Below are 21,594 nucleotides of genomic sequence, written 5' to 3' on the forward strand. Positions count from 1 at the left end.
ATGTACGCGGACAGGGCGTCGCCCGCCATTCCCTTGAGTCACGACATGAAAATCCGCCGGACGATTCCCCGCCATGCCGCAACCCCCGTCTGTGTTGTGTTGTCGTCTATCGGTTGATGGACTGGACTTCCTCGACCTCGACGGCCTGTGTCCCGTCGAAGGTCCCGTTCGGGAGGTCGCCGCCGGTTCCGCCTGAGCCCTGCCAGGTGATTTCCCAGGTCAGGGAGGCCTTCATCTGGAACGGGGTGCCGTTGGTGGAGCGCAGGTAGGCGATGCCGCACGGCGGGTCCTGCTTCGAGGAGCCCCTCGTGTACGGAGTGCCGATGCTGCCGTCGTCGTTGATCTTGCAGTCGCCCGAGGCCGGGAAGGTCGTCGCGTCGCCCGTGCCGGGTTCCAGGTGGAGGGCGACGGGCTTGGCGGTGGTCTCTGCCCACAGCCCCGTACCGGGCAACTCCGCACGAACCTTGACGTCCTCGAACTTGCCCTTGTCCAGCCAGACCCAGGTCGTGGCTTCCGGCTTCAGCTCGACCTTGGTGTCGGGGACCTTGACCTTGTCGTACGCGTAAGAGGCGAGGACCTTGGGCGTGGGCGCATTGGCGATCTTCGGGAGGGCACCGGCGTCCTGCCAGAAGAGGATCTCCTGGCAGTTGTACGCCTCCGGATCGTCCTCCATGTCCGGGTTGACGACGCCGCGCCAGAACTTGCCGTCCTTGCCGAGGTTGAAGTTCTTGTAGCTCTTGATGCCGTCGCTGGGCGACTTGTCCTTCTCGAAGGTGTCCACCATCAGCTGCTGGCCCCAACTCAGCGAGGGCGTGACCGGGACCAGGTTCTCGTTCGGGGTCTTCTTGAGCTGGTCCGTCGCGGCCTTCACCTGCTTGGACGTCGCCACCGGCTCGTACCAGCAGGCCGGGGGCTTCCAGTTCGGGTCCACCGGAGCGAGACCCTTGCCGGCTGTGCCCGACTTTCCGCCGGCGACCTGCTCGACCGTCACGCTCGTGGCCGTGGCCCCGGCATTGAGCGAGTTGCCGGAGGCGCCGCCGGACGGGCCGGGCGGCGTGTGGTCGTTGTCCTCGCCGAACGCGTGCGCTGCCGTAGGGCAGGCACCGAGAGTGAACACCAATGTGGTGAGTACGGGAAGAGACCTCTTCAGCGGCAAGATCACTTGTCGCAACCCCCGCGCACCGTCTGGAGCGACACGGTGCTCCAGACGCCGTCGGTCGTCTTCTCCAAGGTGGTGCGGTACTGGAGGACCGGGTTCACGTCGTCGGGGGTGCCCGTCTTTTCCTTGGTCTTGCGGTCGAGGGTGTAACCCTTGCTCTCGTCCACGCAGTAGAAGAGCACCCCGCCGCCGGTGTCCGAGATGCTCACCTGCGGGTTGAAGACCCTGGCCTTGCCGATCAGGTCGTGATTGTTGTCCACGTACCCCTTGATGTACGCCCTGGACGAAGTCAACGCCTGCTGCGAGTTGTAGAAACTCACTGCCTTGGACTGCGGGTCCGAGTCGATGATGGCCAGGTACTCCGCCTTCAGGCGCTCCCTGCCGTCATCCATGATCGCCTGCTTCTTCGGGTCACTGTTCTTCCACCCGGCGAAGTCGGCCCTGAACGAGCCCGGCAGCTCCACCTCCGGCCGCTTCGCCCCGCCCGGCTTCGCCGAAGGGCTCGCGGAAGCCTTGGAGCCCCCGTCACCCGCCCCCTCGATCTTGTCCGAGGAGTCCTTGTCGCCGCCCCCCGATCCACACGCGGTCAACAGCAGGGCCGCGGACGCGGTGATCGCGGCCGTCAGGAGCCGGATGGGGCGGCGGTTCACTCTGGACTCTCCCGTGGGGTGGTGGTGCGTGCGTGTACTCGTGTGCATACGTGGGGGAAGTTGCAATTGAACACACGTTATCCGCGCGGTCCTTGCGGGCACCAACCGGATACCGAGGCGCTTTGAAGCAGGCAGCGCGAAAAGCGGCGGGCCCCGCTCCCAAAAGGGAACGGGGCCCGGTCGATTGCCGGCCTGTCGTGGCTCTACGCCAGCCCACCAGGAAAACCCATCACTGCGGCACGAGCGGCCGCCTCACTTGCAGGCTCCCGGCTCCGTCTGGACCGTCGTGGTCTTCCAGACACCCTCGTCGGCCTTGCTCAGCTTGGTCCGGTACAGCACCAAGGCCGTCTTGGCCGGGGTTGTAGTTATTTCTCCGGTCTTGCGGTGCTTGGTGGAAGCCTTGCTCTCGTCGACGCAGTAAAAGAGCGTTCCGGAGCCGTCGGGGCTGATGCGCGGCTGCGGGTGGTAGACGCGCCCCTTGCCGATCAGGGTCTCATTGTCGTCCGTGAACTGCTTGATCCATGTAGTTCCGGTACGCAGCGCGTCACTGGTGTTGTAGAAGGTGAAGCCGTCGTACTGCGGGTCCCGCTTGATGATCGCGGAGTACGAGGCGAGGAGTTGCTCCTTGCCGTCGTCCAGGATGGCCTGCAGCTCCGGGTCGCTGTTCTTCCAGCCCGCGAAGTCGACCTGGAAGGACTTGGGCAGCTTGATCTCCGGCCGCCGCTTGGACTCGTCCGGCTGCGACGTTACGTCGGAGGGTGCCGCCGCCTCCTTGGCCCCGTCGCCCGCCCCCTTGGGGTTCGGGGTGGCATCGTCGTCGCTGCCGCCCGAACCGCACGCGGTCAGTAGCAGCGCAGCGGACGCGACAATCGCGGACGCCATGAGACGGGCGGGGCGGTTCACTCTGGGCTCCCGTTTGGGGTGGGGGGTAATGCGAGTGAACCCACGCTATCCCTGCGGCTATGCGTGGCCGCTTTCGAAGGCTCCTTGGCGTATCGCCCTCAAGAGGGACGTGAGGGAAGCGGTGTGCAGGGTCAGGGTGATGGCCGGCTCGTCGGATTCGCGTAGCCGCGTCGTCTTCTCCGGGGTGACGGCGAGTTCGACGCAGTTGCTGGCCTCGCTGCTGTAGGAGGACTTCTGCCAGTTGAGGGAGGTCATGTGGGCTCCTCGTCGGCTCCTATGCCTTGTGGTCTTCCAGGGTCCCTCGGCGTATCGCTCCCAAGAGAGAGCTGAGTGCGGCGGCCCGCAGTTTGACGATGACAGCTGGGTCGTCGGACTCCCGGAGGTGCAGGGTGCTGTCCGGGGTGGCGGCGAGTTCGACGCAGTTGCTTCCCTCGCTGCTGTAAGACGACTTCTGCCAGTTGAGGGCGCTCACTTCGGAACCTTTCAGAGGCTTGCGATGATCGCGCCGATGAAGTCGTGGGACTCCATGGGCGCGAGGGACATGGCTTCCATCCGGTCCAGGACCGTGCGGTACTTCAGCAGTGCCGCGTCCGTATGTACGAGCACGAACCCATGCTCGGTGTCGAGTTGAACCGTGTCCAGTCGAGGCACTGGGCCCTCGGCGAACACAATCGTCTGCCCCGCTCCAGGAAAGATGCCGGCTTCGAAAGGGATCACTCGGATGGTGATGTTGCCCCTCTCGCCTGAGTCGACGATGTGCTTGAGCTGTTCGCGGGTTACTTCGGGTCCGCCGAATCGCATGCGCAGGGCAGCTTCATGGATGATCGCCGTGTACGGGAGTGGGGTGCCGTCATAGAGAACGCCCTGCCGCTTGATGCGATGAGAGACCCGGTACTCGACCTCGTGCGGAGGGAGTTCGGGGATGCTCTGGCGGAAGATGAGCCGCGCGTAGTCCACGGTCTGGAGCAGGCCTGGGAGGTGCGTGGTCTGCGCGGTACGCAGGGCGGATGCGTGATGCTCCAACTCGGCAAGATCCTGGAGTCCGGCCGGGAGCCTGTCGCGGTACTCGTCCCACCAGTTCCGGACGCGGCCCTCTGCCATCGCTGCGAGCGAGTCAATGAGCGTCGTGTCCGAGCAGTCGTAGTTATGGGCGAAGGTACGCACTCGCTCGGAGCTGACACCGATGCGGCCGAGTTCGATGTTGCTGACGCGGGACTGGCCCACGCCGAAGAGTGAACCGGCTTCGGTTGCCGAGAGGCCCGCCTGTTCGCGGAGTCTGCGCAGTTCGTGACCCAGCCGCCGCTGGCGTGCCGTGGGGGCAGCTCGCATCGCCATGTCTCCCGCCTTTCCTTGGTCGCAACCTATCGCGGGGCATGTAGTTACCTGAAATGGTGGACTACAGGTACCGCACTGCTCTACGGTGAGTGCTAAGTCAACTACCCACCGTGTCGCTGGGTTTCTGGAAGTGCACCGCTGCGCCTGCAAGGGGGCGGCGGCAGAGCCACCCCCGGCGCTGTTCAATTCCACCCAACCCCCGTACCTCAAAGAGGAGTTACGGCCATGCCCAAAATCGCCCTGCTGAAGCAAGCCACCACCCCGCCCGCCGACGAAGGCGACGGCGACCACGGAGACGGAGACTGGGAGTACGCCCTCCGCATCCCCCACACCCCCCTCGGCCCCGGCATCGTCCGGGCCCACGTGCGCGCCGTTCTCAGCCGCTACCGCGTACACCCCGCCGTCCTCGACAACGTCCAGCTCGTCGTCTCGGAGCTGGTGACCAACTCCCTCGCCTGTACGAGGGATTCCGTCGCCGTACGTCTCGCCCGCACCCGGAGCAGACTCCGCCTCAGCGTCTGGGACAGCAGCCCGCAGCTGCCGCCGTCGCAGCCCCCGGGCATCAGTGACGTCGATGCCGAACGCGGGCGCGGCCTCTGGCTTCTTCGCAGCTGCGCCGACGACTGGGGGCATTACCTACTGGTCAACGGGCTCCGCGCCACCGGCGGCAAGGAGGTCTGGGCGGAGTGGCGCGCCCCGTACTCGAATGAGTGAGGCCCCGGGATTCCCGCTCGGTACGCTGAGGCGCAACGCGAGACTCCGTCGCATGGGAGCAATCATGAGCGCCGCATCCGGGAACGGGCTCGAGGACGAGTCGGCGTACCGCTGGCCGATCCCGCCCGCCGAGGGCTGGACCGCTGACGACCTCGACCGGATTCCGGGCCTCCCGCCGCACACGGAGTTGATCGACGGGAGTCTCGTCTTCATGAGTCCGCAGACCGCCTTCCACGGACGCTGTATGCGTCTTCTGGAGAACAGCCTGTTGGAGCAAGCACCGCCGCACCTCGATGTGATGCGCGAGATGGCCGTCAGATTGGATGCGAAGAACCGGCCGGAGCCGGACGTCCTCGTTTTCGCGGTCGAGGCGAACACCGGACCCCAGCAGACTTGGTACGAGCCTGAGGACATCCTCCTCGCCATCGAAGTCGTCTCCCCCGACTCCCGCGAGCGCGACCGTGAGGTCAAGCCCCGCAAGTACGCGGAGGCAGGCGTCCCGCACTTCTGGCGTGTCGAGCAGGACGAGGAAAAAGGGCTCCCGGTCGTCTACGTCTTCGAACTCGACCCGGCCACGAAGGCCTACGGACTGATCGGCATCTTCCACGACCGGCTCAAGGTCTCCTCGCCCTTCGACGTCGAGATCGACCTCACCGCCGTCGACCGCCGCCCCGGGCGGCCGAGGCCCTGACGGCGAAAGCCCTGACGGCGAAGGCCCCGCCCCCGGTGCGAAACCAGGAGCGGGGCCCACGTCAACGTACAGACGAATGCGAGAAAATCAGAAGCGGCGCGTGATCAGCGCCCGCTTCACTTCCTGGATCGCCTTCGTGACCTCAATGCCACGCGGGCACGCGTCCGTGCAGTTGAACGTCGTGCGGCAGCGCCACACGCCGTCCTTGTCGTTCAGGATCTCCAGGCGCTGCTCGCCCGCCTCGTCACGCGAGTCGAAGATGAAGCGGTGCGCGTTGACGATCGCGGCCGGGCCGAAGTACTGGCCGTCGTTCCAGAAGACCGGGCACGAGGACGTGCACGCCGCGCACAGGATGCACTTCGTGGTGTCGTCGAAGCGCTCGCGGTCCTCCGGGGACTGGAGGCGTTCGCGCGTCGGCTCGTTGCCCGACGTGACCAGGAACGGCATCACGTCGCGGTACGCCTGGAAGAACGGGTCCATGTCGACGACCAGGTCCTTCAGGACCGTCAGACCCTTGATCGGCTCGACCGAGATCGGCTTGGAGGGGTTCAAGTCCTTGATCAGGGTCTTGCAGGCCAGGCGGTTGCGGCCGTTGATGCGCATGGCATCCGAGCCGCAGATGCCGTGGGCGCAGGAGCGACGGAAGGTCAGCGTCCCGTCCATGTCCCACTTGATCTTGTGGAGGGCGTCGAGGACACGCTCCTTGGGGTCGATCTCGATCTCGAAGTCTTCCCACGTCGCGTCCGCCGAGACCTCGGGGTTGAAGCGGCGGATGCGGAAGGTGACCGTGATGTACGGGGAGTCGGCGAAGCCGGCCTCGGGCTTGGCGTCTTCCTTGTCGAGGGTCGGGGTTGCCATCAGTACTTACGCTCCATCGGCTGGTAGCGGGTCTGCACGACCGGCTTGTAGTCGAGCCGGATCGACTCGGCGCCGTCGTCGCCTACCTCGCGGTACGCCATGGTGTGGCGCATGAAGTTGACGTCGTCGCGGTTCGGGAAGTCCTCGCGGTAGTGACCGCCGCGCGACTCCTTGCGGGCCAGGGCCGACTGCGCCATGACCTCGGCCAGGTCGAGCAGGTTGCCCAGCTCGATGGCCTCCAGGAGGTCGGTGTTGAAGCGCCGGCCCTTGTCCTGGATCGAGACGTTGAGGTAGCGCTCGCGGAGCTCCGCGATCTTCTCCACCGCCGTCTTGATCGTCTGCTCCGTACGGAACACCATGACGTTGGCGTCCATGGTCTCCTGCAGCTCCTTGCGGAGCTCGGCGACCCGCTCGTTGCCCGAGGCACCGCGCAGGCGCTCGACCTGGGCCACGACGAGCTCCTCGGCGTTCTCCGGGAGCTCGACGAAGTCGTTCTTCGCCGAGTACTCCGCCGCGGCGATACCCGCGCGACGGCCGAAGACGTTGATGTCCAGGAGCGAGTTGGTGCCCAGGCGGTTGGCGCCGTGCACCGAGACGCAGGCCACCTCGCCCGCCGCGTACAGGCCCGGAACGACCGTGGTGTTGTCCGAGAGGACCTCACCCTCGACGTTCGTCGGGATGCCGCCCATGGCGTAGTGCGCGGTCGGCTGGATCGGGATCGGGTCCGTGTAGGGCTCGATGCCGAGGTACGTGCGCGCGAACTCCGTGATGTCCGGGAGCTTGGCGTCCAGCTGCTCCGGCGGGAGGTGCGTCAGGTCCAGGTACACGTGGTCGCCCTCGGGACCGCAGCCGCGGCCCTCCCGGATCTCCGTGTAGATGGAGCGGGACACGACGTCACGGGACGCGAGGTCCTTCATGACCGGCGCGTACTTCTCCATGAAGCGCTCGCCGTCCTTGTTACGGAGGATGCCGCCCTCACCACGGGCGCCTTCCGTAAGAAGGATGCCCATGCGCCAGATGCCGGTCGGGTGGAACTGGAAGAACTCCATGTCCTCCAGCGGCAGACCGCGTCGGTAGCAGGCCGCCTGGCCGTCACCGGTGAGCGTGTGCGCGTTCGACGTCACCTTGAAGAACTTGCCGGTGCCGCCCGACGCGTAGACCACGGCCTTCGCCTGGAAGATGTGGATCTCGCCGGTCGCCAGTTCGTAGGCGACGACGCCCGCGCTCTTCTTGACGCCGTCGACCTCCACCAGGAGCTGGTCCAGGACGTAGAACTCGTTGAAGAACTCCACGCCCTCCTTGATGCAGTTCTGGTAGAGCGTCTGGAGGATCATGTGGCCGGTGCGGTCGCCCGAGTAGCAGGCACGGCGGACAGGAGCCTCGCCGTGGTTGCGGGAGTGACCGCCGAAACGGCGCTGGTCGATCTCACCCTTGGGCGTACGGCCGAACGGCAGGCCCATCTTCTCGAGGTCGAGGACCGCGTCGATGGCCTCCTTCGCCAGGATCTCGGCGGCGTCCTGGTCGACCAGGTAGTCGCCGCCCTTGATCGTGTCGAAGGTGTGCCACTCCCAGTTGTCCTCCTCCACGTTGGCGAGCGCGGCGGCCATGCCGCCCTGCGCCGCGCCCGTGTGGGAGCGGGTCGGGTAGAGCTTCGTCAGGACCGCGGTGCGGCTGCGCTTCGTCGACTCGATGGCCGCGCGCATGCCCGCGCCGCCGGCGCCGACGATGACAGTGTCGTACTTGTGAATCTTCACTGGGTTCGCCTCGGCTTTAGCGGATGTTCGGGTCGAAGGTGAAGATCACCAGCGTGCCCAGAAGGATGGTGAACACCGTGGCGGTGTACAGCAGGCCCTTGAGCCACAGGCGCGTGTTGGCGCGCTCCGCGTAGTCGTTGATGACCGTGCGCAGGCCGTTGGCCCCGTGCAGCATCGCGAGCCACAGCATCAGCAGATCCCAGACCTGCCAGAACGGCGAGGCCCAGCGACCCGCGACGAACGCGAAGCCGATCTTGCTCACGCCGCCGTCGAGCACCAGCTGGATCAGCAGGTGGCCGATGACCAGGACGACGAGGACGACGCCGGACAGGCGCATGAAGAGCCATGCGGCCATCTCGAAGTTGCCGCGGGTCGAGCGCGGGGTCTTGGAGGTGCGCTTGCGCGGGGCCTCGATGAGGGGGGCCGGGTTGTCGGCGTCGTAGAGCGAGGCGCCTTCGACGGGACCCACTCCGGACTTCTCGAGCGTGGTGTCGGACATGTCTGGCGTCAGCTCCCGAAGACTTCGCGGACGGCGTGGCCGAGGACCGGGTAGAGCGCCCCCACCATCAGGACGACCCAGATGCCCACGACGGTCCAGAGCATCTGCTTCTGGAAGCGCGGGCCCTTCGACCAGAAGTCGACGGCGATGACACGCAGGCCGTTCAGGGCGTGGAAGAGGATGGCGGCGACCAGGCCGTACTCGAGGAGTGCGACGAGGGGCGTCTTGTAGGTGCTGACGACATCGTCGTACGCCTCCGGGGAGACGCGGACGAGAGCGGTGTCCAGCACATGCACGAACAGGAAGAAGAAGATGAGGACGCCGGTGACTCGGTGAGCCACCCAGGACCACATTCCTTCCCGGCCGCGGTACAGCGTTCCAGCCGGCACGGCAGAACCCTCCGGGAGCGGGGATTGGGGCCAGCCGGCTTGGGTGGTCGGACGGGCCCGGCCGGGTACGGTCCACCGGCCGCTCGTCATCGTATCGACGAGTTGTCGGTTCGCTCGCGCGGGGTAGCCAGGTGTGATCAAACAGGCAATCAAACAGGCACGTACGGGCTATTCAGGTCGTGCACCAGTCGGGTGAGTCGTCCGCGCGCCAGCTTCCGCAGTTCCTCGGTCGCCAGGACCCGCTCTTCCTCCGGGTCATTGGCGAGCCGGGCCCGGATTCCGGCGAGCAGATGGTCCAGGGCCTGGCTCGGCGGGACGTCGTCCAGACAGATCACGAAGACGTGGCCGAACCGGCTCTCGTACGCGGCGTGGGCGGCCCGCAGGGCGGTATGGGCCGCGCTGTAGGTGCCCTGCCGGGGGAGCACCGGACGCAGAGGTTCGCAGGCCAGGGCCTCGGCGAGGTCCGCGAGGGGGAGGTCGTACGCCGCTTCGTCGGACGCGGCGAGCAGGGCGTCCAGATCGGGGTACGGCCGGTGGGCGACGAGGCGGCGGGCCCAGAGGTGACTGCCGCAGCAGGTGAGCAGCGCGGCTTCGGCGGCGCCGGGCTCTGCGGCGTTCAGTTGCTCCGGGACGGGCGGCGAACTGTGCGTGGGCAGCGGGGGCTCCTGGGCAGGGGGCATCGACTGGGGGCTGTGGGGGTTTTGTCGTAACGCTAGCGAGGTGAGGTGACGCGTGTCGGACGGATGCGTTAAATATCACCCGGATGGGAGAGTTTCGCTTCGCGTGGTGGACGGGACGGTCGTGGGCTCCGCTTTACCGTGGGCGGATGCCGGCTCTGACTGCTGATGTCCGTAGCGCCCACCTGCTTGATGTCCGTAGCGCCCATCCGCTTGATGCCCGTAGGTCCCACTGGCCCGTTCACGGTGCCCGCTCCTCCGTTCGCAGCGCCCACCCGCCCCTTCGCCCGGCTGCGTTCGACCGGCCCCGGGGCGGCAACCGGTGATCCCCCGCCGTATCGCCCTCGGGGCCGCCGCAGCCGTCGCCGCCGGGGCAGTCGCCCTGACCGTGGCCGTCTGGCCGGACGGCGGGGACGGCGGTGACGGGGCGCCATCCGCCGGTACGGCGGCGCCCTCCGAGAGCAAGTCCGCCGCCTCGCCGAGCCCCTCGAAGTCGTACGCCCTCTCCAAGCCCCCCTCCACCATCCCCGCCGTACGCGAGCACAAGGCGGCACGCGGGCCGGGGTGGAAGCCGAAGGACGGCGGGCGTGTGGTCGTCGGTGACGACGATCTCGCGGACGAGGGCAAGCTGCTCGCCGGTGAGCTGAAGCTCAAGTACGCCGGTGACGCCGACCCCCGCAAGGGCGACGTCGAACTCGCACTCACCCCGGAGAAGGCCGACGCCTCCGGGGGCAGGGACGAGTCGTACACCCTCTCCGTGAAGGGGCAGCGAGTGAAGATCAGCGCCCCCGAGGAGGCGGGCGTCTTCTACGGGACCCGCACCCTGAAGCAGGAGGTGCACGGCGACCGGACCGCGCCCGAAGGCGTCGTACGCGACCGTCCCGCCAAGCCGCAGCGCGGTTTCATGATGGACATCGCGCGCAAGCACTTCGACGCGAAGTGGATCGAGGACCGCATCCGGGAGATCGGCGACCTCAAGTACAACCAGCTCGGCCTGCACTTCTCCGACGACCAGTCCTTCCGCATCGAGTCGGACTCGCACCCCGAGATCGTCTCGCGCGACCACCTCAGCAAGGCGCAGGTCCGCGGCATCCTCAAGCTCGCGGCCAGCCGCCACATCACCGTCGTGCCCGAGATCGACTCGCCGGGCCACCTCGGAGCGGTCATCGCCGCGCACCCCTCGCTCCAGCTCCGCGACACCCGTGGCGTCGCCTCGCGCGGCGCGGTCGACATCTCGAAGCCGCAGGCGGCGGAGATCATCGACGACCTCCTGGAGGAGTACGCGGACCTCTTCCCCGGCCGCTACTGGCATCTCGGCGCCGACGAGTACCAGGCCCTCACGGTCAGCAACCCCGAGGCCAGCTATCCGCAGCTGGCATCCGCGGCCCGCGAGAAATACGGGTCCGGCGCCCGTATCCAGGACCTCGCGACCGGCTGGCTCAACGACAGGGCCGAGACCATGCGCCCCTACGAGCGCGGGCTCAAGGCGTGGAACGACGGGTTCTTCCGCGGCGGCGTCGAGAAGGCCGACGACGATCTCGAAGTCGCGTACTGGACGGGCAAGGAGATCGGGGCGAGGGAGCCGGTCGAGTACCTGAAGGAGGGCCGCAATGTCGTCAATTACAACGACGAGTACCTCTACTACGTCCTCGGCCAGCCCAACACCTTCCGCTATCCCACCGGGCAGCGGATCTACGAGCAGTGGACCCCGCGCGTGATCCGCGGGACGAAGCCGGTGAGCGCGGAGTACGACGACCAGATCCTCGGCGGCTCCTTCGCGGTCTGGTGCGACCTGGCCAATTCGCAGACGCAGGAGCAGGTGGCGCAGGGGGTCCGGATGCCGCTGCGGGCGACGGTCCAGAAGCTGTGGGACTCACGTACGCCGGGCCCCTCCTGGGGAGAATTCGTGAAGCTTGCCGATCAGGTGGGATAGGTTCCGGAGGCCGCCGGCGCCCTGGGGAGGGACGCGGGCGGCCTCTGCATTTGCCTCAATCTGCCTTTTTCCGATGAACCCGTGGGGGGTTGCTCAGCCATGCTGTGCACGGAATGTCAGTTCAATACGGCGACGACGTCGGACGGTCTCTGCGGCATCTGCGTCGTGGCGGCCGCGCACTCGCAGCCGCCGCCCCGCCCCGGATATATGTCCGACGGGCACCCCGCCTGGCTCCGCTCGCCGGTCGCACTCGGCCGGGCGACCGTCGCGCTGCTCGGCGTCGTCATAGCCGCCGACCTGTACTCGTTGTGGGCGGGCTCGGTCGTCCAGGGCGTGATGAAGGATCTCCTCGGCGCGGACTACGGGGCGGGGTACGGGTCGGCGGACCTGGTCCGGGAGGCCGAGCGGGCCGACACGCTGTACGCCGTCTCCAGCTGGCTGCAGACCGCCGCGCTCGTGGCCACCTGCGTGGTCTTCCTCTGCTGGTTCTACCGCGTCCGCGTGAACGCCGAGGTGTTCGAGCCGCACATCCACAGCAAGACGCGCGGCTGGACGGTGGGCAGCTGGTTCGTGCCGATCGTGAACCTGTGGTTCCCGCGGCGGATCGCCTTGGACATCTGGGACGCGAGCGGCGATCGCCAGGTGGCCCTCGACCGGACGCTGACCCTCGGCGATGCCTCGGGGCGCGCCAGGCATCCGCTGGTCAACGGCTGGTGGACGCTGTGGGTGGCGGGCATCCTCGTGGGCCGGTGGGCGTCGATGCAGTACTGGGAAGCGGAGGAGGCCGAGGAGATCGACGGGGCGATCTCCGCGCTGATGCTCGCGGACGTCATCGACATCGCGGCCGCGGTGCTTGCGATCCTCGTCGTACTGCGTCTGACGCGGATGCAGGACGCTAAGGCGAGGTCGGGTCCGCTGACGGGCGGGCACGTTTCGGCCTAAGCGGCTTGAGAGGGCCACGAGTTCCGTTTTCGGCTTTTTGGCCGTGAACTGGTGGCGAACTTGCTTACATCTGTGGTGTATTCGGCCAAAGCCGACCGCGGTTGTCTTGCACGGCCGTCGAGCGCAGTGCGGCCGTCTGGCGCGGTTGAGCAGAGTCGAGTACACGGGGAGACGCGAGCATGGGGTACTGGGGCTATTACGTCGTGGGCAGGAGCGAGCGGCCGCTCGTGGAGCTCGCGGCAGTTGCGGGAGTGCGGGAAGAGCTCAGTCTCCTCGTGCAGCGCGACGACGGCTGGCAGGTGTGGGAGGTGCCGGGCGGCGACGGCACGCGCGACGTCGGCAGCATGAACACCCTTGCTCTGGAGACAGGTTCGCCCGCTCTCTTCGGATATGTCATGAACAGCGACTGCGTGGTCGTCGAGGCGGCGGCCCCGGAGAGCGGCGTGTGGACGACGTGTCTGGCCCGTGAGGCGATGAACGGATACCTCGGCGACGACGGCCTGAGCCTGGACGACTACTTCCTGGAGCCCCGCGACGCGGCGGACCGGGCGGTGACGTGGGCGGCGGAGGCGGGCAGCACGGTGACGGCGGGGCCGCTCCTCGACGTACTTAACGCCGCGGCCGAGCCGTCGGCGGAGGAGCTCTTCTTCCGCTTCCTGGGCCGGCTCGGCGTGGTGCCGCAGTGACGTTCCGGGCGGCCCGGGCGCAGTAGGGGACGTGCGATGTCACCTGCACCACTCGCACCACCTGCACCACCTGCAATACCTGCACCACCTGCACTGTCCGCAACGGAAGGTGTACACCATGGGCGGCCCGAGTCCGAGTCTGGTCGAGCTGATAGCCGACGCCGACGAGAGGGGTCTGGCGGCGAGCGGGCTCGCCTGTCTCGACCGGTGCGTTCCGCTGCTCGGCGGCGGTGACGATGTACTGCGCCCGCTGTGGGGGAGCCTCGCGGAGGACAGGGCCTGGGACGTGGCGCTCGCGGAGGCGCGGGTGACGCTGGGCGGCGCGGACATCCTGGAGGACTCCTCCGCGGACGAGGCGATGACCCTCGCCTACCGCATGCTCGGCGCCGCACCCTCCCGGCGTACGGCCGCCGAACTCCGGGAATGGGCCGACGCCTGCTCGGTCGCGGCGCTGCAGATCCACCGTCTGCTTGACCCCGTGCCGGACATCGGCACCCGGCTGCCGTCGTCGGTGAACGCGAGGCGTGAGGGGCGCACGGCGGGAATGTCGCCGCTGGTGGCCGCGGAGTTGAGGCGCCAGACGCGCATCCTGGAACTCCTCGCCGATTCGGGCACGGGCACGGGTATGGGTACGGGTGCCGGGGGTTTGCGCCAGGTGCTTGACGTTTCCACCGAGGGGCGGCGGGTGCTGCGGGCCGTTGTTTCGCGGCGGGTTCGGGGGAGTCGGGTTTAGCGGAGGCTCAGCCGCAGGACCCCGGGATTCATCCCGCCCCTCCCGCATTGCGCGTGCTTTGCGCGGGCATTACCCGGGGGAATCGGCAGTGCAGGTGGCCCGCCCGTACGAGCCGAACGCGGTGGCCCGCTGCTTGTGTTCGCCCCGGATCGCCAGAGCGCAGCTCGCCTCGCCGCCCTTCTTTCCGAGCTGGATGCTGACGGCCGGGTCCTTGCCGAGCGGCACGCGCACCGTCTTCCGCCACGGGAGTTCGACCCCCTTCTCGACGGTGGCGCTGCCCTCCGTGCTCCGCGCCAGATACGAGACGCTGGCGATGCCCGTGCCGGTGATGTCGTAGGTCACCGAGGCGGTCGGCACCGGACGCTGCTCCGGCTCGTCATCGCCGAGCAGGCCCCATGCGGCGAACGCCGTGCAGAAGACACCGAGCAGCGCCGCGCCCACGGCGACAACGCGGCGGTTCGAAATCTCACCGACAGTCTTGTATTCAGTGTTCATTTCCCCACCCCATAGGTGATTCCGGCCAGTGCTGGCCGTGCAAATCCGGTCGGTTATACAACACCTTCGCGGGCTTTCACCAGGGCGGGAAGATACCGGACTTATCGCCTGTCGAATTGCTCGACTGCTGGCGATGGATCACCGATTGTCCGTAATGCCAATGCAGTTGACGCGACGTCGAACAGCTGCGTAGAACTCTCGCCTGTTACTTGATCCATGCTTCTGCGCCGCTCCCGGAATTCCTCGAGCGGTACTCGATCCTGCCCTCTTTCTGTTCGCGTGGGCGAGCTGCGCGAATTTACGAAAGAAGGCTCCGGAAGGGTAGTCGACACGGTGAGAAACAGTTATCGAAGGCTGCTGGTCGGCCTCGTGGCATCGGCGGTGGTGGGCGCTGTACTGCCTCAGTCCGCCCACGCGGAGGCCGAGGAGAGAACGGCGCCCGTGCGGGCGCCGGCGGCGGACGAGGGGCCTGCGAAGGGGCCCAAGATCCCGAGGACTCCGCCCCGGAAGTACCCCGCCAACTCCCGTGACCCCAAGGTCACATACGGCGCGGGCGGAACCACCCTCAACGCCCCCACCGTGGTGCACGGCACCGGTCCCGAACTGTCCTGGCCGAAGTACGTCTCCAAGACGGGCAAGGGCGGCGACGCCCTGGTCGGCTACCAGCTGCACCGCTCCACCCGAGCCGACTTCAAGGCGACCGGCGCCACCCTCGTGGCCCCGCTCGGCAAGGGCGCGACCTCCTACAGGGACACGACCACCGAGCCGACCCGCGCGAACAGCGCGACGGAGACCGCGCGCCGGTACTCGTACCGCCTCCTGGCGGAGACCAGGGACGGACGCTTACTCGCCTCGCCCGTGCGCCGAGTGGGTGTGCCCAAGGCCGGGCACACGCTGCGGACCGTGCGATCAGGGCAGTCCGACGCCACGCTCTCCTCCGCCAAGCCGGGCGTGAACCTCGACGGGAAATGGCTGAGCGTCGGAGCGGGCGACGCCGCCTACGGCACGACACGCGCGGCCCTGAGATTCCCGACCTCCGGCATTCCCAAGAAGGCGACCGTCCTCCAGGCCGAGCTGCGCCTGCGGGAGACCGGTCAGGGGAAGGCCAAGGGCCGGCTCGTCGAACTCAGCCCGCTGAAGCGTGAGTTCACGGAGAAGTCCACCACCTGGAAGAAGTCGGGCACCAAGACCCCGTGGACCGTGAGCGGAGGCGATGCCTCGGCGGCCGTCTCCGATGCCACGGGGCAGGGCGGGGCGTACGCCTGGGACGTCACCTCGCTCGCCCGCCAGTGGGTCAAGAGCCCGCGCACCAAAAAGGGCATCCTCCTGAACGCCGCCGACGAGCCGTCTCCGTCGTCGGAGTCGGAGTCGGAGGCAAAGTCGAAGTCGAAGTCGAAGTCGGATTCGACGTCAGCACCCCGGCCGCCCAAGCCCACGCGCTTCCTGTCGAGCGAGGCGGCCGACGCGGCACAGCGGCCCCAACTCCGCGTGATCACCGCCGAACCCACCCCCTGGGACACGTACTACGCGCCGGACACGCCCACCCGCATGTCCGAGAACAACACCTACCCGGTGGACGTCACGGTCGCCAACACCACCACCACGGCCTGGCCCGCGGGCGAGCGCGCGCTGTCGTACAAGTGGTCCCTGCCGGACGGCACGGACGCCACCACCGCCGACAACCAGCTGAAGGCGGACATCCCGGCCCTCGCCCCCGGCGCCTCCGCCACCGTCGAGGCGACGGTCAAGTCGCCGTACACCGCCGACGGCAACCGGCGCTCCGGCTACACGCTCACCTGGGACATCCTCAACAAGGCCGACAACAGCTGGCTCTCCCAGAAGCCGGGCATCGGCGGTCTGGAGCAGGCCACCGCCGTCGAGGACCCGACCGCGGACCGCGTCGGCATGGAGAAGCAGCACGCGTTCACGGGCAAGAACACCGGCGCGGGCTCGACCCTGATGAGCAACCTCGGCTCGGGCAACGCGGTCTGGTCGTACAACGCGTTCACCAACCCCGGCCGCGGGATCAACACCTTCGCGCGCTTCACGTACAACGCCCAGGACACCTCCGACAGCCAGCTCGGCTACGGCTGGTCCGCGCAGGCGGCGGGCCCGCTGCGGCTCGGCGCGATGCTCGACTTCCACCCGGACGCCGACCCCGGCGAGGCGTATGTCATCGACGGTGACGGCACGCAGCACCTGTTCCGGAAGAAGGGGGACGGCAGCTGGAAGCCGTCGGCGGGCTACCACTACCGGCTCACCGCCAAGCCGGACGTCGTAAAGGTGTGCCAGACCGGCAGCAGCCCCGAGGTCCCGGACGCCTGGACCCTCACCCGCCCCGACGGCACGCGCTTCGTGATCGGCTGCGACGGCTACCTCACCTCCGTCGTCGACAAGAACGGCAACACCCAGACCTACGTCTACGAGGTGCGCGACTCCGGCAACCGCTGGGTGAAGTTCCTCAAGGAGATCAAGGACCCGGCCGGTCGCAGCTCCCTGAAGCTCGACTATTACGGGGCCGGCGACGCGACGTACGACTACCTCGACGACAAGGGCGAGAAGGCCACGGGCACGGACCTGTGGAACCCGAAGATCTACGACCACGTGAAGTCCATGACGGACATCTCGGGCCGAAAGCTGTCCTTCCTCTACACGGAGAAGGGCCACCTCGGCCGCCTCACGGACGGCGAAGGCGCGGCGCAGCCGAAGGTCTTCTCCTTCGGCTACGAAGCGGCGCAGGGCAACAAGAACACCAAGCTGACCAAGGTCACCGACCCGCGCGGCCACGCCACGGACGTGGAGTACGGCGACGGCCCCGAGTCCAGCTGGTCGGTCAAGACGATCACGGACCGGCAGCGCGCCGCCACGCGCTTCACCTACACGTCCGGGACGGACGGCGGCACCGAGGCCAAGGTCACCGACGCCGAGAAGCACGCGACGACGTACGCGACGGACGCACAGGACCGTCCGGTGCAGGTCACCAACGCGAAGTCCGAGAAGACGAAGATGACGTGGGACGCCGACCACAACGTCACGCTCCTGGAGGAGAACAACGGCGCGAAGACGGCGTACTGCTACGACGAGAAGACCGGCTACCCGCTCTGGGAGCGCTCGGCGGAGGAGAACAAGGGCGGTGTGCCGGACGCCGCGGACTGCGCGCCGGGCAAGTCACCGGCCCACTCGGCCCGCTACGAGTACAAGACCCGTGCGGACGGCTACTCGGCCGATCTGATCAAGAAGACCTCGGCGGAGAACCGCGTCTGGCAGTTCGGACATGACGCCAAGGGCAACCTGAAGACGGTCACGGACCCCAAGGGCGTCGCCTCGTCGGAGGCCGGCGACTACACGACGTCGTACGAGTACGACACCTACGGCCAGCTGACGAGGGCGACGGACGCCAACGGCAACCCGACGGCCTACAAGGACTTCGTCGCGGCGGGCTACCCGCGCACCACCACGGACGCCCTGGCGAAGATCTCGACGACGGAGTACGACGCCCGGGGCCAGGTGACCGAGGTCGTCGACGCGCTGGGAAAGAAGACGACCCAGACGTACGACGCGTTCGGCCGCCCGCTGGTGTCGAAGACGCCGAAGGACCAGGCGGCGGGCGTGTTCATCACGACTCCGGCGCCCGAGTACGACGCGAACGACAACGTCACCAAGTCGACGGCGCCGAACGGGGCGGTCTCGACCGCGAGTTACAGCGACTCGGACCAGGTCCTCTCGGCCACCGCGCCGAAGGACACGGACACGTCCGGTGAGCGGAAGACGGCGTACACGTACGACAGCGTAGGCAACCTCAAGACGACGACGGAACCGAAGGGCACGGCCACGCCCTCGAACCCCGACGACTACGTCACGACGAACAATTACGACGAGATCTACCAGCTCGAATCGGTGGTCAACGCCAAGAAGGACAAGGTCAGCTACCTCTACGACGGGGTCGGCAACCCGGTCCGGGTCATCGACCCCAAGAAGAACGCGACGTCGGACCCGGACGACTACACGACCAAGACCGACTACGACATGAACCACCGTGTCGTGGCGGTCGCGGACGCGGCGGGCCGCACGGTCAAGCAGGCGTACGACAAGGACTCCCTGACCGTCTCGACGACGGACGCGGAGAACAACACGACCCTGAACCACTACGACGAGCGCGGCAAGCTCGCGGTGGTGGAGGCCCCGCACGAGGGCAAGACGGTCCGGACGACGAAGTTCGGGTACGACGAGGCCGGCAACCAGATCAAGGTCTTCACGCCGCGCGGTGTGGCGACGGAGGGTGAGCCCGACGACTTCGTCGCCGAGACGACGTACGACCCCCTGAACCGCCCCTCCCGGCAGATCCAGCCCTACGACCCGAAGGACCCCCGCTACAACAAGAAGGTCTGGTCGGAGACGACGTACGACGCGGTCGGCCGGGTGCAGAAGACGTCGATGCCGCCCTCGGAGGGCGAGACCACCCGCAACGACACGACGTACGGCTACTACGACAACGGCTGGGTGAAGACGTCGCAGGACGTGTGGGACATCCGCACGACGTACGACTACAACGCCCTGGGCCAGCAGACGGCCCGCCAGCTGACGTCGGCGGGCGGTTCGACGAGCCGGACCATGCGGTGGGGCCACTACCCCGACGGCAAGCTCAAGTCGCGCGACGACGACGGCATTCCGGTGGGGGCCAGTGAGCTGGTCGCGTACGAGTCGCAGGCGAGCGGGGGCAAGGGAACGGAGGCGTCCCCGCACACCTGGAAGCTGAACATCGCGAAGGCGGGCAAGTACACGGCGTACGAGCGGTCCGGGCAGCCCGGAACGCCCGGAGAGTGGACGAAGCTCGGCACCGCCACCACCTACAAGAAGGGCGAGAACGCCGACCTGAAGGCTGCCGCGGACACGGTGAAGCTGGTCCGCGACAACTCGGCGGAGAAGGCGGCGGACACGGAGCGCAAGCGCTTCGCGTACGCGTACGACGTCAACGGCAACCTCACCTCGATCGACGACACCTCGACCAGCACGAAGGTCGACGCCTACACGATGTCGTACACCGGCCTGAACCAGGTCGAGAAGGTGGCGGAGGCCCTGGCGGGCCAGGAGAAGAAGACCACCTCCTACACGTACGACGCGAACGGCCAGCCGGAGACGCTCAAGCACCCGGACCAGTACGCCAAGTACACGTACGACCTGCGTGAGCTGGTGAAGACGGCAACGGTGGGCAAGTCCGCGTCGGACGCCTCCCCGAAGGTGACGTCGTACGACTACACGTACCGGGGCGAGCGGAAGACGGAGACCAAGGCCAACAAGAACACGGTCGACTACGTCTACTACCTGGACGGGGCGCTCAAGTCCCAGACGGAGAAGAAGCCGGGCAACGGCGCGCTGGTCTCGTCCCACACCTACGCCTACGACGCCAACGGCAACAAGGCGCAGGACGTGGCGAAGAAGATGAACGCCGACGACCACGCCAAGTACATGTCGTCGACGACGGACTACACCTACGACCCGGCGGACCGCCTCGCGAAGTCGACGCGTACGGGCGATGGGGCAGGCATTGAGACATACGTCCACGACGACAACGCGAACGTCATCTCGCAGACGGTCAAGGGCAAGACGACGACGTTCGGCTACGACCGCAACCGGCTGCTGAAGACGACGACGGGTGGCGCGTCGGCGTCGCACACGTACGACGCCTTCGGCCGCCAGGAGTCGGTGACGGCGGGCGGCAAGGTCATCGAGCGCAACGCGTACGACGGCTTCGACCGTGTGAAGCAGCACGAGAAGGCGGACGCGTCGACGGGTGCGCTGAAGACGACGAAGTACGCGTACGACCCCCTGGACCGCACGTCCTCGCGGACGGACGCGGGAGGCAAGTCGACGGACTACACCTACCTCGGGATGTCGGGCGAGGTCCTCGGCGAGGAGGTCGCCGGCAAGCTGACGAAGTCATATCAGTACGGGCCGTGGGGCGATCGCCTCTCGCAGGTGAAGCACGCGGCGGACGGCTCGGCCGGGGAGTCCACGTTCTACGGCTACAACGGCCACACGGACGTCGAGACGCTGACCGACAAGGACGGCAACACGAAGGCCACGTACGGCTATTCGGCGTACGGATCCGATGACGCGGCCGACTTCACGGGCATCGACAAGCCGGAAGCGGGCAACCCCACGAAGGACGCGTACAACCCGTACCGCTTCAACTCGAAGCGCTGGGACGCGGCTTCGGCTACGTATGACATGGGGTTCCGGGATTACAGTCCGGGGCTTAATCGGTTTACGACCCGGGACATGTATAACGGGGCAACCGCTGACATGAACCTCGCGGCGGATCCGCTTACCGGGAACCGGTACGCGTTCACTGGCGGAAACCCCATCTCCAACGTCGAGATGGACGGCCACATAGCGATCCCGTTGGTCTATTACGCGGTGGCAGCCCTGGCAACAGCCGTCTATGCGGCAACTCCGCAGGGCCAGGAGCTGGGCAGAAATGTCGCAGATGCCACGAAGAGGCTGATGCCGTCTGCGCAGGACGCCGGATCATCGGATACGGCATCGAAGCCGGACACGGCTCCCACACCTGAGCCTTCGGCGGGCCGCGGCCCCAGGCCGCCGGGTGATTCGGGCAGCGATGCCGACCAGGGATGCAATCCGATGCCCGGGTTCGACGGAAGCCGGGTCTATTCCGCGCTGGAAGAGTTCACGGACCACTCCGGCAACAAGAAGTGCCGGGCTACGGGTGCCGCCGCGTTTCTCACCAAAGCCGACCGCAGGTCGCGCACAGGGGCGTACGGCTACGCCAAGTGTCCCGACTGCGAGGTCGGCTCAGTGGTCCCGCCCGGAATGGGGGACATCGCCGCAGGGGGCGGAAGCCCGGAGATCGGGCACCTCATCGGTTACTGGGCCAAGGGCACTGGAGGGGATCAACGAAATCTGGTTCCGTTGCACCAGCGGGCAAACCGAAGGATGGCCAGCAAGGTGGAGAGATTCGCTTGGCGTGCACTGGATGCGAACAGTAAGGTCTCCATCGCTGTGCATCCTTTCTACCGCGACCCTAAATCCGGAGTTCCGTCGAGCTTGCAGGTGGGAATCATGATATACGGCTCACGGCAGGCGCCTCCGAAGTACCTCGCGTGCACCGTGGTCAACACCAAGTCTGCTGCAGGAACAACGTGCTAGAGAGCGAGG

General features: G+C 67.4%; 19 protein-coding genes. 7 read left to right on the forward strand and 12 right to left on the reverse strand.

Annotated features, from left to right (window positions below; genetic code table 11):
- Window positions 1–106: 106 nt before the first annotated feature.
- From ACWFR3_RS11690 to ACWFR3_RS11715, 6 genes are all read right to left on the reverse strand, one after another.
- Complete coding sequence (locus ACWFR3_RS11690) at window positions 107–1,120, reverse strand: hypothetical protein (protein WP_453734508.1); 1,014 nt, start codon at window positions 1,118–1,120, stop codon at window positions 107–109.
- Between the two features lie 38 nt (window positions 1,121–1,158).
- Window positions 1,159–1,809 carry a hypothetical protein gene (locus ACWFR3_RS11695; protein WP_453734393.1) on the reverse strand — a complete coding sequence of 217 codons (651 nt, stop codon included), beginning with the start codon at window positions 1,807–1,809 and terminating at the stop codon, window positions 1,159–1,161.
- A gap of 252 nt (window positions 1,810–2,061) precedes the next feature.
- Entirely contained in the window at window positions 2,062–2,712 is a 651-nt protein-coding gene (locus ACWFR3_RS11700) for a hypothetical protein (protein WP_453734394.1), read from the reverse strand.
- Between the two features lie 57 nt (window positions 2,713–2,769).
- Window positions 2,770–2,967, reverse strand: a complete 198-nt coding sequence (locus ACWFR3_RS11705) for a DUF397 domain-containing protein (protein WP_453734395.1) — start codon at window positions 2,965–2,967, stop codon at window positions 2,770–2,772.
- Between the two features lie 19 nt (window positions 2,968–2,986).
- Window positions 2,987–3,184 carry a DUF397 domain-containing protein gene (locus ACWFR3_RS11710; RefSeq protein WP_453734396.1) on the reverse strand — a complete coding sequence of 66 codons (198 nt, stop codon included), beginning with the start codon at window positions 3,182–3,184 and terminating at the stop codon, window positions 2,987–2,989.
- An 11-nt stretch (window positions 3,185–3,195) separates the two neighbouring features.
- The gene (locus tag ACWFR3_RS11715) at window positions 3,196–4,047 is read right to left on the reverse strand and encodes a helix-turn-helix domain-containing protein (protein WP_453734397.1); all 852 of its coding nucleotides are present in this window, start codon (window positions 4,045–4,047) and stop codon (window positions 3,196–3,198) included.
- 225 nt (window positions 4,048–4,272) lie between these two features.
- On the opposite strand from ACWFR3_RS11715, the gene ACWFR3_RS11720 reads away from it, so the two are divergent.
- Both ACWFR3_RS11720 and ACWFR3_RS11725 read left to right on the forward strand, forming a co-directional pair.
- A complete protein-coding gene (locus tag ACWFR3_RS11720) occupies window positions 4,273–4,761 on the forward strand; it encodes an ATP-binding protein (protein WP_453734398.1) in 489 nt (162 codons plus the stop codon).
- Between the two features lie 64 nt (window positions 4,762–4,825).
- The gene (locus ACWFR3_RS11725; protein ID WP_453734399.1) at window positions 4,826–5,452 is read left to right on the forward strand and encodes a Uma2 family endonuclease; all 627 of its coding nucleotides are present in this window, start codon (window positions 4,826–4,828) and stop codon (window positions 5,450–5,452) included.
- An 87-nt stretch (window positions 5,453–5,539) separates the two neighbouring features.
- Here ACWFR3_RS11725 and ACWFR3_RS11730 read toward each other — a convergent pair whose 3' ends face one another.
- The 5 genes from ACWFR3_RS11730 to ACWFR3_RS11750 all read right to left on the reverse strand — a co-directional run bounded on the left by ACWFR3_RS11730 (window position 5,540) and on the right by ACWFR3_RS11750 (window position 9,632).
- Complete coding sequence (locus ACWFR3_RS11730; protein WP_453734400.1) at window positions 5,540–6,310, reverse strand: succinate dehydrogenase iron-sulfur subunit; 771 nt, start codon at window positions 6,308–6,310, stop codon at window positions 5,540–5,542.
- Entirely contained in the window at window positions 6,310–8,064 is a 1,755-nt protein-coding gene (gene sdhA / locus ACWFR3_RS11735; protein ID WP_453734401.1) for a succinate dehydrogenase flavoprotein subunit, read from the reverse strand. Before sdhA ends, ACWFR3_RS11730 begins: the two co-directional genes overlap by 1 nt.
- Window positions 8,065–8,080: 16 nt before the next feature.
- Window positions 8,081–8,563: a succinate dehydrogenase hydrophobic membrane anchor subunit gene (locus ACWFR3_RS11740; RefSeq protein ID WP_453734402.1), complete on the reverse strand. Its 483-nt coding sequence runs from the start codon at window positions 8,561–8,563 to the stop codon at window positions 8,081–8,083.
- 8 nt (window positions 8,564–8,571) lie between these two features.
- Window positions 8,572–8,952, reverse strand: a complete 381-nt coding sequence (gene sdhC, locus ACWFR3_RS11745) for a succinate dehydrogenase, cytochrome b556 subunit (protein WP_283779093.1) — start codon at window positions 8,950–8,952, stop codon at window positions 8,572–8,574.
- Between the two features lie 149 nt (window positions 8,953–9,101).
- Window positions 9,102–9,632 (reverse strand): 2-oxo-4-hydroxy-4-carboxy-5-ureidoimidazoline decarboxylase, encoded by a 531-nt coding sequence (locus ACWFR3_RS11750; protein WP_453734403.1) that lies wholly within the window; start codon window positions 9,630–9,632, stop codon window positions 9,102–9,104.
- A 322-nt stretch (window positions 9,633–9,954) separates the two neighbouring features.
- Between ACWFR3_RS11750 and ACWFR3_RS11755 the strand changes: the two genes are divergently transcribed.
- The 4 genes from ACWFR3_RS11755 to ACWFR3_RS11770 all read left to right on the forward strand — a co-directional run bounded on the left by ACWFR3_RS11755 (window position 9,955) and on the right by ACWFR3_RS11770 (window position 13,923).
- Entirely contained in the window at window positions 9,955–11,562 is a 1,608-nt protein-coding gene (locus ACWFR3_RS11755) for a beta-N-acetylhexosaminidase (protein WP_453734509.1), read from the forward strand.
- 99 nt (window positions 11,563–11,661) lie between these two features.
- Window positions 11,662–12,504, forward strand: a complete 843-nt coding sequence (locus ACWFR3_RS11760) for a DUF4328 domain-containing protein (protein WP_453734404.1) — start codon at window positions 11,662–11,664, stop codon at window positions 12,502–12,504.
- A gap of 179 nt (window positions 12,505–12,683) precedes the next feature.
- Window positions 12,684–13,190: a hypothetical protein gene (locus tag ACWFR3_RS11765; RefSeq protein ID WP_453734405.1), complete on the forward strand. Its 507-nt coding sequence runs from the start codon at window positions 12,684–12,686 to the stop codon at window positions 13,188–13,190.
- Between the two features lie 118 nt (window positions 13,191–13,308).
- Complete coding sequence (locus tag ACWFR3_RS11770) at window positions 13,309–13,923, forward strand: hypothetical protein (protein ID WP_453734406.1); 615 nt, start codon at window positions 13,309–13,311, stop codon at window positions 13,921–13,923.
- A 69-nt stretch (window positions 13,924–13,992) separates the two neighbouring features.
- On the opposite strand, the gene ACWFR3_RS11775 is transcribed toward ACWFR3_RS11770, so the two are convergent.
- Window positions 13,993–14,418 carry a hypothetical protein gene (locus ACWFR3_RS11775; RefSeq protein ID WP_453734407.1) on the reverse strand — a complete coding sequence of 142 codons (426 nt, stop codon included), beginning with the start codon at window positions 14,416–14,418 and terminating at the stop codon, window positions 13,993–13,995.
- Window positions 14,419–14,751: 333 nt separating this feature from the next.
- On the opposite strand from ACWFR3_RS11775, the gene ACWFR3_RS11780 reads away from it, so the two are divergent.
- The gene (locus ACWFR3_RS11780; RefSeq protein WP_453734408.1) at window positions 14,752–21,585 is read left to right on the forward strand and encodes a DNRLRE domain-containing protein; all 6,834 of its coding nucleotides are present in this window, start codon (window positions 14,752–14,754) and stop codon (window positions 21,583–21,585) included.
- Window positions 21,586–21,594 lie beyond the last annotated feature (9 nt).

The sequence above is a fragment of the Streptomyces sp. NPDC055189 genome, from assembly GCF_053606765.1.

Bases quoted from the DNA above. Each gene is read 5' to 3' on its own strand.
- ACWFR3_RS11740 (WP_453734402.1), bottom strand. From the start codon at position 8,563: ATGTCCGACACCACGCTCGAGAAGTCCGGAGTGGGTCCCGTCGAAGGC.
- ACWFR3_RS11760 (WP_453734404.1), top strand. From the start codon at position 11,662: ATGCTGTGCACGGAATGTCAGTTCAATACGGCGACGACGTCGGACGGT.
- ACWFR3_RS11770 (WP_453734406.1), top strand. From the start codon at position 13,309: ATGGGCGGCCCGAGTCCGAGTCTGGTCGAGCTGATAGCCGACGCCGAC.
- ACWFR3_RS11715 (WP_453734397.1), bottom strand. From the start codon at position 4,047: ATGGCGATGCGAGCTGCCCCCACGGCACGCCAGCGGCGGCTGGGTCAC.
- ACWFR3_RS11705 (WP_453734395.1), bottom strand. From the start codon at position 2,967: ATGACCTCCCTCAACTGGCAGAAGTCCTCCTACAGCAGCGAGGCCAGC.
- ACWFR3_RS11725 (WP_453734399.1), top strand. From the start codon at position 4,826: ATGAGCGCCGCATCCGGGAACGGGCTCGAGGACGAGTCGGCGTACCGC.
- ACWFR3_RS11750 (WP_453734403.1), bottom strand. From the start codon at position 9,632: ATGCCCCCTGCCCAGGAGCCCCCGCTGCCCACGCACAGTTCGCCGCCC.
- ACWFR3_RS11730 (WP_453734400.1), bottom strand. From the start codon at position 6,310: ATGGCAACCCCGACCCTCGACAAGGAAGACGCCAAGCCCGAGGCCGGC.
- ACWFR3_RS11765 (WP_453734405.1), top strand. From the start codon at position 12,684: ATGGGGTACTGGGGCTATTACGTCGTGGGCAGGAGCGAGCGGCCGCTC.
- ACWFR3_RS11775 (WP_453734407.1), bottom strand. From the start codon at position 14,418: ATGAACACTGAATACAAGACTGTCGGTGAGATTTCGAACCGCCGCGTT.
- ACWFR3_RS11720 (WP_453734398.1), top strand. From the start codon at position 4,273: ATGCCCAAAATCGCCCTGCTGAAGCAAGCCACCACCCCGCCCGCCGAC.